Consider the following 14875-nt stretch of genomic DNA (forward strand, 5'->3'; position numbering starts at 1 on the left):
CCTCTGTCAGGCCCGGTCGGCTGGCGAGCCGGGCATCAGGTCATAAGGGTGTTTCCATCCGCTCAGGCCTTCGATGTTCGAAAGCCAGCGGTCGATCTCGGGCCAGTCCGCGCGGTAAAACCCGAACGGCTCGGGGTAGAACAGGTAGCCGCAGCAACTCAGATCGGCATTCGTGGGGCTCTCGCCCACGATCCAGTCACGCCCCGCAAGATGCGCGTTCAGTGTGGTATAAGCCGCCTTGAGCCGCCCCTGCATGAAGGGGATCACCCCCTCCGGGCGCTTGGCTTCGGGCAGGAAGTTCATCAGGAACCGGGTCATCCCGGCCTGCGAAGACATCTTGTGATTGTCCCAGAACATCCAGCGCATCACCTCACGCGCGTCCTGCGGTGTGCTGCCGCCGAATTTTCCGGTCTTTTCCGTCACATACATCTGCATGACGCCCGATTGCGTCAAGGTCACGTCGCCATCCACCAGAACGGGCACCTCGCCCATCGGGTTGATCTCGCGAAACGCCTCGCCGCGGGTCTCGCCGTTGAAGAAATCCACATAGACGGGCGCCCAGTCGAGCCCGGACAATTCCAGCGCCAGCGCCGCCTTGTAGGCATTGCCCGACTCGCCAAAGCAATAGAGTTGAATGGTCATGCGGTTCTCCTGTCGGTTGCCGTTGCCGTGGGGGTTTTGCACCCCCACACCCCCGCAGAGTATTTCGGGAAAGATGAAGCCGGGTGGCCTTTACCTGCGATTAACCTGTTTGCCTCAGTATCCGTGCTGCGCCACAGGCTGGAGAGCCGATGGGCGTGAAAGGTGAAGCCCTGTCCCGCCCCTGATGCCAGCCGGCCCGTGGCCGGGGCAGGGTGGACCTGTCCCGTTTCATCTTTCGGGAAATACTCCACGGGGGTCCGGGGGTGTGAAACCCCCGGTCCGGCCGTGTCGTTCAGGGCTGACGCCGGTCGCATCAGAACGCCCTCGCGATCAGTTCTTTCATGATCTCGTTGGTGCCGCCGTAAATGCGCTGCACACGGGCATCGGCCCACATTTCGGCGATGTCGTATTCGGCCATGTAGCCATAGCCGCCATGCAGTTGCAGGCACTCGTCCAGCACATCGCCCTGGGTGTCGGTCAGCCAGTATTTCGCCATCGCGGCCTTTTCCACGGTCAACTCGCCCCGGATATGCTCGGCGATGCATTCGTCCAGAAAGGCGCGCGCGACCCGCGTTTTCGTCTGGCATTCGGCCAGCTTGAAGCGGGTGTTCTGAAACTGCGTCAGCGGTCCGCCAAAGGCCTGCCGTTCCCTGGCATAGGCGATCGTGCGCTCCACCGCGCCTTCCATCGCGCCCTGCGCGCCGCAGGCGATGATCAGCCGTTCCTGCGGCAGTTGCGCCATCATCTGGTAAAAGCCCTTGCCTTCTTCGCCGCCAAGGATGTTTTCGGGCGGGATTTCGACCTCGTCGAAGAACAACTCCGAGGTATCCGCGGCATGACAGCCGATTTTCTCGAGGTTGCGCCCGCGTGAAAACCCCTCGGCGCTCCCGGTTTCGACCACCGCCAAGGAAATGCCCTTTGCCCCTTCGCTCGGGTCGGTCTTGGCGGCCACCACGATCAGGTCGGCATGTTGGCCGTTGGTGATGAAAGTCTTCTGCCCGGACAGGCGATAGGCGTTGCCGTCACGGATCGCGCGGGTTTTCATCCCTTGCAGGTCCGAACCCGCCGCCGGTTCGGTCATCGCCAGCGCGCCCACCGTCTCGCCCGACACCATCCTCGGCAGCCAGCGTTTCTTCTGCTCTTCGCTGCCATAGGCCAGAATGTAATGCGCCACGATGCCGGAATGGATCGGGTTGCCCCAACTGGCCAGATTGGCGCGCGACTGTTCGATGCACACCACCGCCTCGTGCCCGAAATCGCCGCCCGCGCCGCCGTATTCCTCGGGGATCGAGGGGCACAGCAAGCCCAGTGCCCCGGCCTGTTGCCAGATGTCGCGATCCATCTCGCCGGCCTTGCGCCAGCGCTCGAGATGCGGCGCCCATTCCTCGGCGATGAACTTCGCGGTCATCTCGGTGAGCATCCGATGCTCGTCTGTCATCCAGATAGACATGGCCGGGCCTCCCTTCCCAACTCAGCGTTTGCGCGCCTCGAGCTCCGAATTGAAAATGCGCAGGCGGTGCGCGAATGTGTCTTCGTCGATCACACTGTCGAAGTTCTCGAAGAGAAAGGACAGCGCCTCGCCCTCGTCCAGCCCCGCCTCGGCGGCGAATTTCCTGAGTCGGCGATAGCCGTCTTCGGTCATGGCCGCATTGAACCGTCGGGTCAGTCGAAAGCGTTTGGGCATGTCTGTCCTTTCTCGTGTCGTCGCGATGCTCCGTTGCCGAGTTTAGAACCGCTCGGCGGGCAACGCCATCACCGGATCGGCGCCGCTTTCGATGCGGGCCAGGTGCATGGCGGTGGCGGGCAGGCGGCGCTGCATGTAGTAGCGCCCGGTGGCCAGCTTGGTTTCGTAGAACGCCGTGTCCGAGGCACCGCCCTCCAGTGCGGCCTGCGCGGCCTTGGCCATCTGCGCCCACATCAGGCCCAGGCAGACATGGCCGAACAGGTGCATGAAGTCATACGATCCCGCCAGCGCCGCGTTCGGGTTTTTCATGCCGTTCTGCATGAAGAACATCCCCGCCGCCTGAAGGTGCTTCGAGGCCTCTTTCAGCGGGTTGAGGAAATCCGCCTTCAGCGCCTCGTCGCCCTCGTTCTCCTTGATGAACCCCTTGACCATGTCGAAGAAGGCCATGACCGGCTTGCCGCCGTTCTGCGGCAGTTTGCGGCCCACGAGATCCAGCGCCTGAACGCCGTTCGCGCCTTCGTAGATCATGGCGATCCGGGCATCGCGGGCGAACTGCGACATGCCCCATTCCTCGATATAGCCATGCCCGCCATAGACTTGCTGGGCAAGGATCGTCATGTCGAAGCCTTCGTCGGTCAGGAACCCCTTGATCACCGGGGTCAGCAGGCTGACCATGCCCTCGGCGTCATCGTCCCCGCCGCGATGCGACTGGTCGATCATCTTGGCCCCCCACAGAAGGAACGCGCGCGCCCCTTCGATAAAGGATTTCTGATCCATCAGCGACCGGCGGATGTCGGGGTGCACGATCAGCGGGTCGGCGGGCCCGTCGGGGTTTTCGGTCCCCGTCACGGCGCGGCCCTGCAGGCGATCCTTCGCGTAATCCACCGCGTTCTGATAGGCGACCTCGGCCTGCGCCAGCCCCTGCATGCCAACGCCGATGCGGGCCTCGTTCATCATGGTGAACATGGCGCGCATGCCCTTGTGTTCCTCGCCCAGCAAGTAGCCCGTCGCGCCATCATAGTTCATCACGCAGGTCGAGTTGCCGTGAATGCCCATCTTTTCCTCGATCTTGCCACAGCTCACGCCGTTGCGCTCGCCAAGGCTGCCGTCCTCGTTCACCATGAACTTGGGCACGATGAACAGGCTGACGCCCTTGATGCCCTCGGGGCCGCCGGGGATTTTGGCCAGAACCAGGTGGATGATGTTCTCGGCCATGTCGTGTTCGCCGGCCGAGATGAAAATCTTTTGTCCCGTCACCTTGTAGCTGCCGTCGCCCTGCGGTTCGGCCTTGGTGCGCATCAGGCCCAGGTCGGTGCCGCAATGCGGTTCGGTCAGGTTCATGGTGCCGGTCCACTGGCAGGACGCCATGTTGGGCAGGTAGGTGGCCTTCTGTTCCTCGCTGCCATGCACCAGAATGGCCGAGGCCGCCCCGTGGGTCAGGCCCTGATACATGGTGAACGCCTGGTTGGCGCCCGAGAACATCTCGCCCACGGCGGTGCCCAGCACATAGGGCATGTTCTGCCCGCCGAATTTCTCGGGCAGGTCCAGCGCGGTCCAGCCACCCTCTTTCATCTGCTCGAACGCGTCCCTGAACCCCGTGGGCGTGCGCACCACGCCGTTTTCCAGAACGCAGCCCTCGCTGTCGCCCACCGTGTTCAGCGGCGACAGGACCTCCGAGGCCAGCTTGCCCGCCTCTTCCAGAACGGCGGCGGTGAAATCGGCCTCGAGCTCGCTATAGCCGGGGGTGTCGGCGGTCGAGACATTCAGCAACTCGTGCAGCACGAACTGCATGTCCTTGGTGGGCGCGGTATAGGTCGGCATGGCTCTCTCCCTTGATGTGCGGTGCCGGATTACTCGGCGGCTTTCTTCGATTGACGGATCGAGGCGATCATCTTTTCGCCCCACTTCATCTGGTCGCGCAGGTCGGTGATGGCGGTGGTCAGCTCGTCGCGCTGACGCTCCAGCTCCACCAGCCGTTCTCCGGCAATGTCATAGGCGCGGCTGAGCTGCGTCAGTTGCTGGTCGCCCTTGTCGTAGAGGTCCAGCAACTGGCGGATTTCCTCCAGCCGGAATCCGAACCGCTTGCCGCGCAGGATCAGCTTCAGCCGCGCGCGGTCGCGTCTGGTGAACAGGCGCTTCTGGCCTTCGCGGCGCGGAAACAGAAGTTCCTTCGATTCATAGAAACGCAGGGTGCGCGGCGTCACCTCGAAGGCGTCGCACATCTGGCGGATTGTCATCGTGTCTTCGGTCATCGTTTCATATGCCCAATCTGTCCGTTTCCGGCACAACTGGTTTATCCGCCCCATCGTTACAACAGCGCATCACGTTGACGTAAGAGATACGTCACGTCACTTTAAAGTTTACGTAACATCACCCAAGGTCAATCGCAGTCGCGGGTAATTTTCTGTCGCGGACAAGACGAGGGCAGGGCGTATCCGGTCGCGTCTTGTGGCTCAGGGCAGGCTGGCTTCGGTCTCGTCGCGCAGCGCCTGAAGTTCGCTCATGGTGTCGTCCAGTTGCGCCTTCTGCTCGGCCAGTTCGACCAGTTGCCGGTCGGCCAGTTCGATCCAGGCGCGCATCTGCGCCTCGGTGCCGTCGTGTTCATAGATCAGCAGCCATTGCCGGATTTCCTCCAGCGCAAAGCCGAACTTGCGCCCCCGCAGGATCAGCGTCATCCGCGCGATCTCCTTCGGGCCGTAAAACCGCGACCGTCCCTCGCGCTCTGGGGTCAGAAGCTCGATATACTCGTAATACCGCAGGGTGCGCGGGGTCACGTCGAACCGGGCGCACATTTCCTTGAATGACAGGCGGGTTTCGGACATCGGCAATCGCTCCTCGGGCCAAACCTAGACCCGCGCCCGGCCAAGAGCAACCGCCACACTTGCAGCCGCATCGCTTTCGGGCCCATAAAGGGCGCGCAACACATCAGAGGGCCGGAAAACCGCATGAGTGTCGACAAGACTAGGATCGCAGAACAGTTCATCGGCGCCATTCCCCATTCGCAGGCACTGGGAATGGAACTGACCGACATCGGGGACGGCACCGCCGAAATCTCCATGGCCTATGACGAACGCTTCATCGGCGATCCCGACACCGGGGTGATTCACGGCGGTGCGGTGTCGGCCCTGATGGATACCTGCTGTGGGGCGGCGGCCATGAGCCACCCGAAAAATCCCGGCGCGACCGCGACCATAGATTTGCGGATCGACTACATGCGCCCCGCCACGCCCGGCCAGCGCATCCGCGCCCATGCCGAATGCTATCACATCACCCGCACCGTGGCCTTCGTGCGCGCCCGCGCCATGGACGACGACGACGACCGCCCCGTCGCCACCGCCACCGGCACCTTTACCGTGGAGGCCAAGTGATGACGCGCCCCCGTCCCGAACCCGTTCAGGTGGTCAAGCAACGCCGCGACGCGGCGCTGAACGCGCTTGTCCACGGCGTGCCCTATATCCAGTTCCTCGGCATCGAATTCGACCGGCGCGGGGATGAACTGACCTCGATCATGCCTTTCGCCGACAGGCTGATCGGCAATCCCATCCTGCCCGCCCTGCATGGCGGCGCGACGGCGGCGTTTCTCGAAGTCACGGCGATCATCGGCCTCAGCTGGTCGATGCTGTGGGACCAGATCGAAAGCGGCGCGCTCGATCCCGACGATCTGGCGCAGGGCAAGCTGCCCCGCCTGCCCAAGACCATCGACTTTACCGTGGATTACCTGCGCTCGGGCCTGCCGCGCGATGCCTATGCGCGCGCTCAGGTGGCGCGCTCGGGGCGGCGCTATGCCAGCGTCCATGTCGAGGCCTGGCAGGACAACCGCGCGCGCCCCTTCGCGCAGGCGTCGGGCCATTTCCTGATGCCGCGCCGCGATGGCTGAGACAGCGGCGGGCGCGATCACCCATGCCCGCGTCCTGAAAATCGCCATTCCGATCGTGCTGGCCAATATCACCGTTCCGATCCTCGGAGCGGTGGATACCGGCGTCGTCGGGCAACTCGGGCAGGCCGCGCCCATCGGCGCGGTGGGCATCGGGGCGGTGATCCTGTCGTCGCTCTACTGGGTGTTCGGCTTTCTTCGCATGGGCACCACCGGCCTGACCAGCCAGGCCCACGGGGCCGGGCGGCAGGGCGAAGTGGCGGCGCTTTTGACGCGCGCCCTGATGATCGCGCTGGCCGGCGGGCTTCTGGTGATCGTGCTGCAACTGCCGCTGTTTTCAGGGGCGTTCCTGCTGACACCCGCCAGCACCGAAGTCGAAAGCCTTGCGCGGGATTACCTTGCCATTCGGGTCTGGAGCGCCCCGGCCATCATCGCGCTCTACGGCATCACGGGGTGGCTGATCGCGCTCGAGCGCACCCGTGCGGTGCTCCTCGTGCAACTGGGGATGAACAGCGTCAACATCGCGCTCGACCTGTGGTTCGTGCTTGGCCTCGGCTGGGGCGTCGAGGGCGTGGCGCTGGCCAGTTTCGTGGCGGAATGGGGCGGGCTGGCGCTTGGGCTGTGGCTGTGCCGCGATGCCTTTGCCGTGCCCGCATGGCGCGACTGGACGCGCGTTTTCGACGCGCCCGCACTCAAACGCATGGCACAGGTCAATGTCGATATCTTCCTGCGCTCGCTCATGTTGCAGGCGATTTTCGTCTCCTTCCTGATTCTGGGGGCGGATTTCGGGGATGTCACGCTGGCGGCCAATCAGGTGCTCCTGCAATTCCTGCAAATCACCTCTTACGCGCTGGATGGCTTCGCCTTCGCCGCCGAGGTGCTGGTCGGCTACGCCATGGGCCGCCACGCGCCGGGTCAGTTGCGCCGCGCGGCGCTGGTCAGCAGCCAATGGGGCCTGATCAGCGTGATCGCCCTTGCCCTCGGCTTCGCCACGCTCGGGCCGTGGATCATCGACACCATGGCCAAAGTGCCCGCCGTACAGGCCGCCGCGCGCAGCTACCTGCCGTGGATGGTGGCCGCGCCGATCCTCGGGCTCGGCTCCTACATGCTCGACGGGGTGTTCATCGGGGCGACCCGTACGCGCGACATGCGCAACATGATGGCGCTCAGCCTTGCCACATATGCCGCCGCCGTGGCCCTGCTTGTCCCGGCCTTTGGCAATCACGGTCTCTGGCTGGCCCTGCTCATCAGCTTTGTCGCCCGCGCCGCCACGCTGGCCGCGCGCTACCCGGCACTGGAACGCGCGGTACGCCTTCCCTCGCAGAATGCATGATGTGCCGCGCAGGCGCATCTTTTGAGCAGGCTCAGTCGCTTGTGCGCAGGCGCGAATGCTGCACCAGCCAGATCACCAGCAGAGGCACCCCGACGGTGATCGCCGTGACCACGATCAGCAGGATGCCCAGTTGCGAATAATCCGCCGGAATCGTCACCGCCCCGGTTGCAGGGTCGGTGACCTCGCGGGTGACGATGAAGATCTGGTTCAGGTATTTGGTCGTCAGGCTCGACGCCGACAGCGCCAGGTTGGTGAACGAGGCCATGACCGCGAAAAACGTCGCCTTCAGGTTTTCCGGCGCATTGCGCGCGATCCAGGCCAGCATCGGGATCATCGCCACCTGTCCAAGCGGCGATTCCACCGCCGTGTCCAGAATGGCGATGAAGCGCGCGTCCACCACACCGCCGGTCAGCGGGGCGGTGATGTCCTGAATTCCGTAATACAGCCCGATATTGGGCAGGGTCAGGACGCCCCCCGCGACCGCCAGCATCGCCACGATCCACACGATCGGGCGGCTGGCCATCATCGGGCGCAGCACCACCATCCCCACCAGCGTCAGCACCGAGGTGATCAGCGACAGCACCGACAGGAATTGCTGATCGAAGCCCAGCACGTCAATATTGAACCATATGATCCCGTCGCCGGGCCGTGGCACCGCGCGGAACATGAAGATGATCGTCGCCGTCCCGATCAGCGCCCGCGCCTGTGCGGGTGTCAGCACTGCGATCAACTGGCGCATCAGCAGCAGGACGATTGTCATCGACCCGGCAAAGACGATCTCCTGCCCATAGGGCACCTGTCCCAGCCCCACCGCCAGCGTCAGCGCCACAAAGGCCCCGCCGCCGATGAAATACCACGGGTTGGGTCTGGTGTCCTCGTCGGGGCGCTCGAACAGGGCGTCGGTCTCGGCATTGCTCAGCCCCTTGCGCAGCATTTTATGTCGCGCCCGGTATTTCTGGATACCGGCCAGAACCACACCGCTGACCGACACCACAGGGATCGATAGCGCCAGCAGGTAGATCGTCGCATAGGTCTCGGCCTTGGCGGTGGCGTCCATCGCCTCGATGCCGCGGAACATCCAGATATTCATCACCGCCACCGCCACCGTGCCGGAAATCAGCGCAAACCGGCCCAGCGTCTGCATGGTGACATGCAGCGCGCGCGATTGCTCTTCGGGGATCGGTGCGCCCGCCGCGTCCACCCGCGGCACCGCCTCGACCGACATGGCATCGGCCACCGCATCCTGAATGACCAGTCCGCAAGGGCTCAGCAGGAACGAGGTGATGTACCACGCGTTGACCGGCATGATGGCTTCCATCATCGCGGTCTGCGTGATCACCAGGTACATGATGATCATGCTCAGCCCGATCAGCCCCGCGCCCAGATAGACCAGCAGCCATTTCCAGCGCCAGATGATGTCCACCAGATGCCCCAGCGGCATTTTCAGCGCCCAGGGCAGCCCGGCCCAGAACGCCAGACCGGCCAGATAGGCCGCCGACAGATCAAGGTATTCCTTGACAAAGAACGTGCCGACGATCCCGGTCAACCCGGAAAACCCGGCGGCGAAATAGACCATCAGCGGCGGCAGGAAGGTCCAGCGCATCTGCCGCGCCAGATCGAACACCACCGCGTCGATCCAGCTCCTTATGCCGTGCGGTCTGCGCGCACTTGCCCCGCTGCCTGTCATCCGCCCTCCGGTTTCGTCATGCGTTTGGGGAATCTAGGCGGGTTTCCGCGATCTGAAAAGCCGTCACAGAATGTCCAGCACCCGCTCGGGTGGCCGCCCGATCACCGCACGGCCACGGGCAAAGACGATGGGCCGTTCGATCAGCTTCGGATTGGCGGCCATCGCCTCGATCAGCACCTCGTCGTCATCGGTTTTCGACAGGCCCAGGTCCCTGAACACCGCCTCGCCGGTGCGCATCATCTCGATGGTGCGCAGCCCCAGCGTGTCGCGCGTTGCCCGCAAGGCATCGGCATCCGGCGCATCGTCCAGATAGCGGCGCACCGTTACCTCTTCGCCGCGCTCTTCCAGCAGGGCCAGTGCCTGCCGGGATTTACTGCATCGCGGATTGTGCCAGATCGTGATCATATCCACTCGTCCCGTCCCGTGCCGACCGCATCGGCCACATTTGCAAACCCGTCACGCTCCAGCAGGCCGTCCAGCCCCCGCGCGATGCGTTCGACCAGCGACAGCCCCTCGTAGACCAGCGCCGAATACAACTGCACCGCACTGGCCCCGGCGCGGATCTTTTCATAGGCCTGCTCGGCGCTGCCCACGCCGCCCACGCCGATCAGCGGCATCTCCCCCGCCGTCAGCTGCGACAGCCGCGCCAGAACGCGCGTCGATTTCTTGAAGAGCGGCGCACCCGACAGCCCGCCCTTTTCCTGCGCATGCGGCCCGTGCAACCCGTCACGGTCCAGCGTGGTGTTGGTGGCGATGATGCCCGACAGGCCCGACGCCCGCGCCACATCCGCGATTTCCGACAATTCGCCGTCGCTCAGGTCCGGCGCGATCTTCAGGAACACCGGGATCGGACGGGGCAGCCCGTCGCGCGCCTCCATCACCCCGCGCAACAGCTGCGCCAGCGCCTCGGCGCCTTGCAGGTCGCGCAGCTTTTCGGTGTTGGGGCTGGACACGTTGACCGTCGCGAAATCCAGATGCCGCCCGCAATGGGCCAGCACGCGGGCGAAATCCTCGGCCCGGTCGGCACTGTCCTTGTTCGCCCCGAGGTTCAGCCCGATCACCGCATTGCGCGGACGATTGGCCAGCCGCTGCGCCACGGCCTCCATGCCCTCATTGTTGAACCCGAAGCGGTTGATCACCGCCCGGTCCTCGGCCAGCCGGAACAGGCGCGGGCGGGGGTTGCCGGGTTGCGGGCGCGGCGTGACGGCCCCGACCTCGACAAATCCGAAGCCGGCGCGCGACAGCGGGCTCAGCGCCTGCGCGTTCTTGTCGAACCCGGCGGCCAGCCCCACGGGGTTGGCCAGCGACAGCCCCGCCACCGTGCAGCGCAGCCGCTCCGAGGTGACAAGGCCGGGCAGGGGCGTCAGCCCCGCGCGCAACGCCATCAGCGCCGCCTTGTGGGCGGTCTCGGGCTCCAGCCGGTGCAGGGCCGTCAGCCCCAGCCGCTCCAGCGCGGTCACGACAGCCCCGCCGGGAACTGATGCGCGCCGCCGTCCAGCGGCAGCGGCTGCGCCCAATGCACGTCTTCCAGCCGCAGCTCGCGATAAAGATGCGGAAACAACGCGCCCCCGCGCGAGGGCTCCCATTTCAGCGCATCGCCCAGCCTGTCGGTCTCGATCGCCAGCAGCATCAGCCCGTCCTCGCCCGCGAAATGTTTGGCCGCCGTTTCCGGGGCCTGTTCGGCGGTCGAGAAATGGATATAGCCATCGCTCAGATCGACCGGCGCGCCGGTGCTGGTGCCCGCCTCGCGCAGCGCCTGCCATTCATCGGCACGGAATATCTTGTAGATCAGCATGGGGCCGGTGATGCCCTGCCGCTGCGGATCGGTCAAGCGTCAAACAGTCGCCTGCGGGGGGGGAGGCGTCAACTTGCCCGGAATAAAGGCGCGCCTTGCGCGCCGTCATGAACCGCACCCATCCCCCCAACCACAGCTTTCCGCCTTTGCATCCGCCGCCAAACGGGGCATGGTCGCGCCTGTCACGAACCAGAGCCAGACCCGCCGATGACCACCGTCAAGGATCAGTACGAAGCCTACCCTTACCCCGAACGCGATCCGGCGGACGAGGCCAGACGCCTGATCACCGGCTCGCCCTCGCATCCGCTGGAAATCGACCATTTCCTGTTTCAGGGGCAGCGCGACTGGTCGCACCCCCTGCGCGTTCTGGTGGCGGGCGGGGGCACCGGCGACGGGCTGATCCAACTGGCCACGCTGATGAAACAGGCCCGCCGCCCGGCGCAGATCACCTATGTCGATCTGTCCGCCGCCTCGCGCAAAGTGGCCGAGGCGCGGGCAAGCGCGCGCAACCTCGACAATATCACCTTCATCACCGGCAGCCTGCTGGATGCGCCCGATCTGGGGGCATTCGATTACATCGACTGCTGTGGCGTGCTGCACCACCTGCCCGATCCGGCGGCGGGGTTTTCGGCCCTGCGCGCGGCGCTGGCGCCGGGGGGCGGCATGGGTTTCATGGTCTACGCGCCTTATGGCCGATCCGGCGTCTACCCGTTGCAGGCGGCGTTCGGCGCGCTTTACGACGGACTGCCACCCCAGGACCGTCTGGCGCAGGCGCGCAAGCTGATCGAAAACCTGCCCCAGGGCCACCCGTTTCGCACAAACCCAAATCTCGGCGACCACAAGGACAGCGATGCAGGGTTTTATGACCTGCTCCTGCACAGCCAGGACCGCGCCTTCAGCGTCACCGAACTGGCCGATACGATGCAGGCCACCGGCTGGGCGCTGTCGGGCTTCACCATGCCCGCGCTCTACGACCTGTCGCGCCTGGCCGACCGGCCCGGCCACCTGAGCGATATTCAGGCGATGGCCGTAGCCGAACAGTTGAACGGCACGATCAAGACCCATGTGGGCTATGCGGTGGCGGCGGATCAGGCCCGCCCGCCCGCCACGGGCCGCAACCGCGCCCTCATCCCGCATCTCAAGGGGGTGGACCCGCGCGCCCTGGCGCAGGCCGTGGCGCAGGGCCAGCAGCCGAAAATGAGCTTCGCCACCACGACAACCCGCCTTGCCCTGCCCAAACAGGCCGCGCCGCTGATCGCCGCCATCAACGGTCAGCGCAGCCTGAGCGAGATCGCCCGTCACACCGGCACCGACCCCATCGGCATGGGGGCGCTCTGGTCCAAGATCGAACAGGCCACAGCGCCCTGGGGGCTGCTGCTCTATTCCTCGATCCTCAAAACCGGGTAGGGGCGATGTGCGGGCGCATCGCAAATACTCTGCCCACCGATGCCATGGCACGCCTGTTCGCGGCGGCCCCGGCCAACGATCTGCCTCCGACGCCCGATTACAACATCTGCCCGACCAACCCCGTGCATTCGGTCAGCGTCACAGGCGGCCAGCGCCGCCTGAGCGCCATGCGATGGGGATTCCTGCCTCATTGGTACGCCTCGCCCACCGATGGCCCGCTGCTGATCAACGCGCGTGCCGAAACCATCGCGCAAAAACCCGCCTTTGCCGCCGCCTGCCGTGAACGGCGCTGCCTGATCCCGGCCACCGGGTTTTACGAATGGACAAAGGACACCGAAGGCAACCGCTTGCCGTGGTTCATTCGCCATACGGACGACACGCCGCTGGCTTTCGCAGGCATCTGGCAGGACTGGGGACAGGCCGACGACCGGCTGACCACCTGTGCTATCGTGACCTGCGCCGCCAATACGCCCATGTCGCGCATCCATCACCGCATGCCGGTGATCGTCGCCCCCGAAGACTGGCCGCTCTGGCTGGGCGAGGCGGGCCACGGTGCGGCAACGCTGATGCGCGCGGCCCCCGATGACGCGCTGACCTTCTGGCGCGTGGACCCGCGCGTGAACTCGAACCGCGCCAGCGGCCCGGACCTGATCGAACCGTTCGGGGACTAGGGTCAGGACCCATTAATCCTGCACCACCGGCGCGCGAAGGGCAATAAAGCAGAGGATTTGAACGCGCCGGGACTGGCGGCGTCAATTCCAAGCGGTCAAAGCCGCTGCTTTGCAGCGCTCCGCGCGTCCGAAGGATTTCCCTGATTTTCCCTCTGATCTGCGTTACATCTCCTTGAAATAGAACCACTATTCCTGCGGAGCTGTGCCTTGTCAGCGGAAAAATCAGGGAAACCGGTGGTGCAGGATTAATGGGTCCTGACCCTAGGCCGTGCATTCCCGGTTGGCATTCCCGCTCTCCCGCGTCAGGGTGGCGCCACGTCAGATCAGCCGGAGACCCGCCCATGCCATCCCGTCCCATCCGCGTCGCCCTTAACGGGTTCGGCCGTATCGGCCGGACGCTCCTGCGTATCCTGCTGCGCGACGCACCGGACATCGAACTGGTCCTGATCAACGAGATCGAACCGCTTTCCACCTGCGCCTACCTGTTCCAGTATGACAGCGTTTTCGGCCCCTGGCCCGGCACCGTCACCGGGCAGGACGGCGCGCTGACCGTCGATGGCCGCGCGATCCCCTTCCACTCGGAATACGACCTGCGCAAGCTGGACCTGTCGGGCGTGGACGTGGTGCTGGAATGCACCGGCATGGGCGGCGCCCGCGCCATGGCCGAACGCGGGCTCGAGGCGGGCGCGGCGGCCGTGCTGGTTTCGGGGCCCTCCGCCGAGGCCGACATCACGCTGGTGCTCGGCGCGAACGAGGACGATCTGGAGGACGAGCGCATCATCTCGAACGCCTCCTGCACCACCAACGCGCTGGCGCCGCTGGTGCGCCTGCTGGACGATGCGTTTGGCGTGATCAGCGGCCAGATGACCACCGTGCATTGCTATACCGGCAGCCAGCCGACCGTGGACAAACCCCGTGGCGCCCCCGAACGCAGCCGCGCCGCGGCGCTCTCGATGGTGCCCACCACCACCAGCGCGCAACACCAGACGGGCCTTGTCCTGCCCCACATGAAAGGCCGGATCGAGGCCCGCGCGATCCGCGTGCCCACCGCCAGCGTGTCCTGTATCGACCTGACGGTGCAAACCCGCGAGGACGTCAGCGAAGACGCGGTCAACGCCGTGTTCAGGGCCGCCGCCGACCGCTCGCCCGTCTTCGGCTGGACCGATCAGCCGCTGGTCAGTTCCGACCTGCGCGGGCGATCCGAGTCGGTGATCCTCAGCGGCCCGGAAACCTCCGTGTCCACCGGCGGGCTGCTGCGGGTGTTCGGCTGGTACGACAACGAATGGGGCTTTTCCTGCCGCATGCTCGACATGACCCGCCTGATCGGCGCGCGCTCGGGCTAGGAAAACGATTTCTTCAAAAGAAATCGGCCCGGAACCTTTTCAAGGTTCCGCCATCCCCCGCTGACAAGGCGCCCAGCCCCCTCACCGCCGTATCTCGAACCCCTCGAACCCTTCCGGCGCGGCCTCGGTGCTGTCCACCCGGTCCACCCGCGCCACGGAAGGCCCCTCATGCAGCGTGGCCAGCATACCCTGCACCATATCGCGCGGCCCTTCGATCCAGGCGCGCACCGTCCCGTCCGGCTCGTTTTGCACCCAGCCGGCCAGCCCGCGTGCCTGTGCCTGCGCTTGCGTCCACGCCCGGAACGACACCCCCTGCACCCGCCCGGTGATCCGGGCCTGAATGGCGGTTGCTTCGCTCATGTCGGGCCTCCTTTCGCTGATTTCGCCGGACCGCGGCAAAAACCGCGTTCGGCCAGATGCACAAAGGCCGCGGCCCCCT

17 protein-coding genes are annotated in these 14875 nt (G+C 65.4%); 6 read left to right on the plus strand and 11 right to left on the minus strand.

What is annotated here, in order from left to right; genetic code table 11:
• Positions 1-6: 6 nt before the first annotated feature.
• The 6 genes from KPG71_RS04180 to KPG71_RS04205 form a co-directional block, all read right to left on the minus strand.
• Positions 7-642 carry a glutathione S-transferase family protein gene (locus tag KPG71_RS04180; RefSeq protein WP_216336884.1) on the minus strand — a complete coding sequence of 212 codons (636 nt, stop codon included), beginning with the start codon at positions 640-642 and terminating at the stop codon, positions 7-9.
• 313 nt (positions 643-955) lie between these two features.
• On the minus strand, positions 956-2092 hold the full coding sequence (locus tag KPG71_RS04185) for an acyl-CoA dehydrogenase family protein (protein WP_216336885.1): 1137 nt from the start codon (positions 2090-2092) through the stop codon (positions 956-958).
• A 21-nt stretch (positions 2093-2113) separates the two neighbouring features.
• Positions 2114-2326, minus strand: coding sequence for a hypothetical protein (locus KPG71_RS04190; protein ID WP_104019774.1), 213 nt, complete (start codon positions 2324-2326; stop codon positions 2114-2116).
• A 42-nt stretch (positions 2327-2368) separates the two neighbouring features.
• On the minus strand, positions 2369-4147 hold the full coding sequence (locus KPG71_RS04195; RefSeq protein ID WP_216336886.1) for an acyl-CoA dehydrogenase C-terminal domain-containing protein: 1779 nt from the start codon (positions 4145-4147) through the stop codon (positions 2369-2371).
• 29 nt (positions 4148-4176) lie between these two features.
• Positions 4177-4578 (minus strand): MerR family DNA-binding transcriptional regulator, encoded by a 402-nt coding sequence (locus KPG71_RS04200; protein WP_073034706.1) that lies wholly within the window; start codon positions 4576-4578, stop codon positions 4177-4179.
• A 201-nt stretch (positions 4579-4779) separates the two neighbouring features.
• Complete coding sequence (locus KPG71_RS04205) at positions 4780-5148, minus strand: MerR family DNA-binding transcriptional regulator (protein WP_216336887.1); 369 nt, start codon at positions 5146-5148, stop codon at positions 4780-4782.
• A gap of 123 nt (positions 5149-5271) precedes the next feature.
• On the opposite strand from KPG71_RS04205, the gene KPG71_RS04210 reads away from it, so the two are divergent.
• Genes KPG71_RS04210 through KPG71_RS04220 form a run of 3 tightly spaced genes read left to right on the plus strand, consistent with a single transcriptional unit; the run spans position 5272 to position 7533 of the window.
• On the plus strand, positions 5272-5694 hold the full coding sequence (locus KPG71_RS04210) for a PaaI family thioesterase (RefSeq protein WP_216336888.1): 423 nt from the start codon (positions 5272-5274) through the stop codon (positions 5692-5694).
• The gene (locus KPG71_RS04215; RefSeq protein ID WP_216336889.1) at positions 5694-6203 is read left to right on the plus strand and encodes a PaaI family thioesterase; all 510 of its coding nucleotides are present in this window, start codon (positions 5694-5696) and stop codon (positions 6201-6203) included. Before KPG71_RS04210 ends, KPG71_RS04215 begins: the two co-directional genes overlap by 1 nt.
• Positions 6196-7533: an MATE family efflux transporter gene (locus KPG71_RS04220; protein WP_216336890.1), complete on the plus strand. Its 1338-nt coding sequence runs from the start codon at positions 6196-6198 to the stop codon at positions 7531-7533. Before KPG71_RS04215 ends, KPG71_RS04220 begins: the two co-directional genes overlap by 8 nt.
• Positions 7534-7564: 31 nt before the next feature.
• On the opposite strand, the gene KPG71_RS04225 is transcribed toward KPG71_RS04220, so the two are convergent.
• The 4 genes from KPG71_RS04225 to KPG71_RS04240 form a co-directional block, all read right to left on the minus strand.
• A complete protein-coding gene (locus KPG71_RS04225) occupies positions 7565-9220 on the minus strand; it encodes a hypothetical protein (protein WP_216336891.1) in 1656 nt (551 codons plus the stop codon).
• Between the two features lie 63 nt (positions 9221-9283).
• A complete protein-coding gene (arsC, locus tag KPG71_RS04230; RefSeq protein ID WP_073034713.1) occupies positions 9284-9625 on the minus strand; it encodes an arsenate reductase (glutaredoxin) in 342 nt (113 codons plus the stop codon).
• Entirely contained in the window at positions 9622-10680 is a 1059-nt protein-coding gene (locus KPG71_RS04235; protein WP_216336892.1) for a quinone-dependent dihydroorotate dehydrogenase, read from the minus strand. The genes arsC and KPG71_RS04235 overlap by 4 nt, the downstream gene beginning before the upstream one ends.
• Complete coding sequence (locus tag KPG71_RS04240; protein ID WP_216337200.1) at positions 10677-11015, minus strand: DUF952 domain-containing protein; 339 nt, start codon at positions 11013-11015, stop codon at positions 10677-10679. The genes KPG71_RS04235 and KPG71_RS04240 overlap by 4 nt, the downstream gene beginning before the upstream one ends.
• A gap of 207 nt (positions 11016-11222) precedes the next feature.
• On the opposite strand from KPG71_RS04240, the gene KPG71_RS04245 reads away from it, so the two are divergent.
• The 3 genes from KPG71_RS04245 (at position 11223) to KPG71_RS04255 (ending at position 14436) form a co-directional block, all read left to right on the plus strand.
• Positions 11223-12422, plus strand: coding sequence for a bifunctional 2-polyprenyl-6-hydroxyphenol methylase/3-demethylubiquinol 3-O-methyltransferase UbiG (locus KPG71_RS04245; RefSeq protein ID WP_216336893.1), 1200 nt, complete (start codon positions 11223-11225; stop codon positions 12420-12422).
• Positions 12423-12427: 5 nt separating this feature from the next.
• Positions 12428-13093 carry an SOS response-associated peptidase gene (locus KPG71_RS04250; RefSeq protein WP_216336894.1) on the plus strand — a complete coding sequence of 222 codons (666 nt, stop codon included), beginning with the start codon at positions 12428-12430 and terminating at the stop codon, positions 13091-13093.
• Positions 13094-13434: 341 nt separating this feature from the next.
• Positions 13435-14436: a type I glyceraldehyde-3-phosphate dehydrogenase gene (locus KPG71_RS04255; RefSeq protein WP_216336895.1), complete on the plus strand. Its 1002-nt coding sequence runs from the start codon at positions 13435-13437 to the stop codon at positions 14434-14436.
• 81 nt (positions 14437-14517) lie between these two features.
• Here KPG71_RS04255 and KPG71_RS04260 read toward each other — a convergent pair whose 3' ends face one another.
• A complete protein-coding gene (locus KPG71_RS04260; protein WP_216336896.1) occupies positions 14518-14796 on the minus strand; it encodes an acylphosphatase in 279 nt (92 codons plus the stop codon).
• Between the last annotated feature and the right edge of the window lie 79 nt (positions 14797-14875).

It is taken from the genome of Roseovarius sp. PS-C2, assembly GCF_018862045.1.
Taxonomy (GTDB): Bacteria; Pseudomonadota; Alphaproteobacteria; order Rhodobacterales; family Rhodobacteraceae; genus Roseovarius.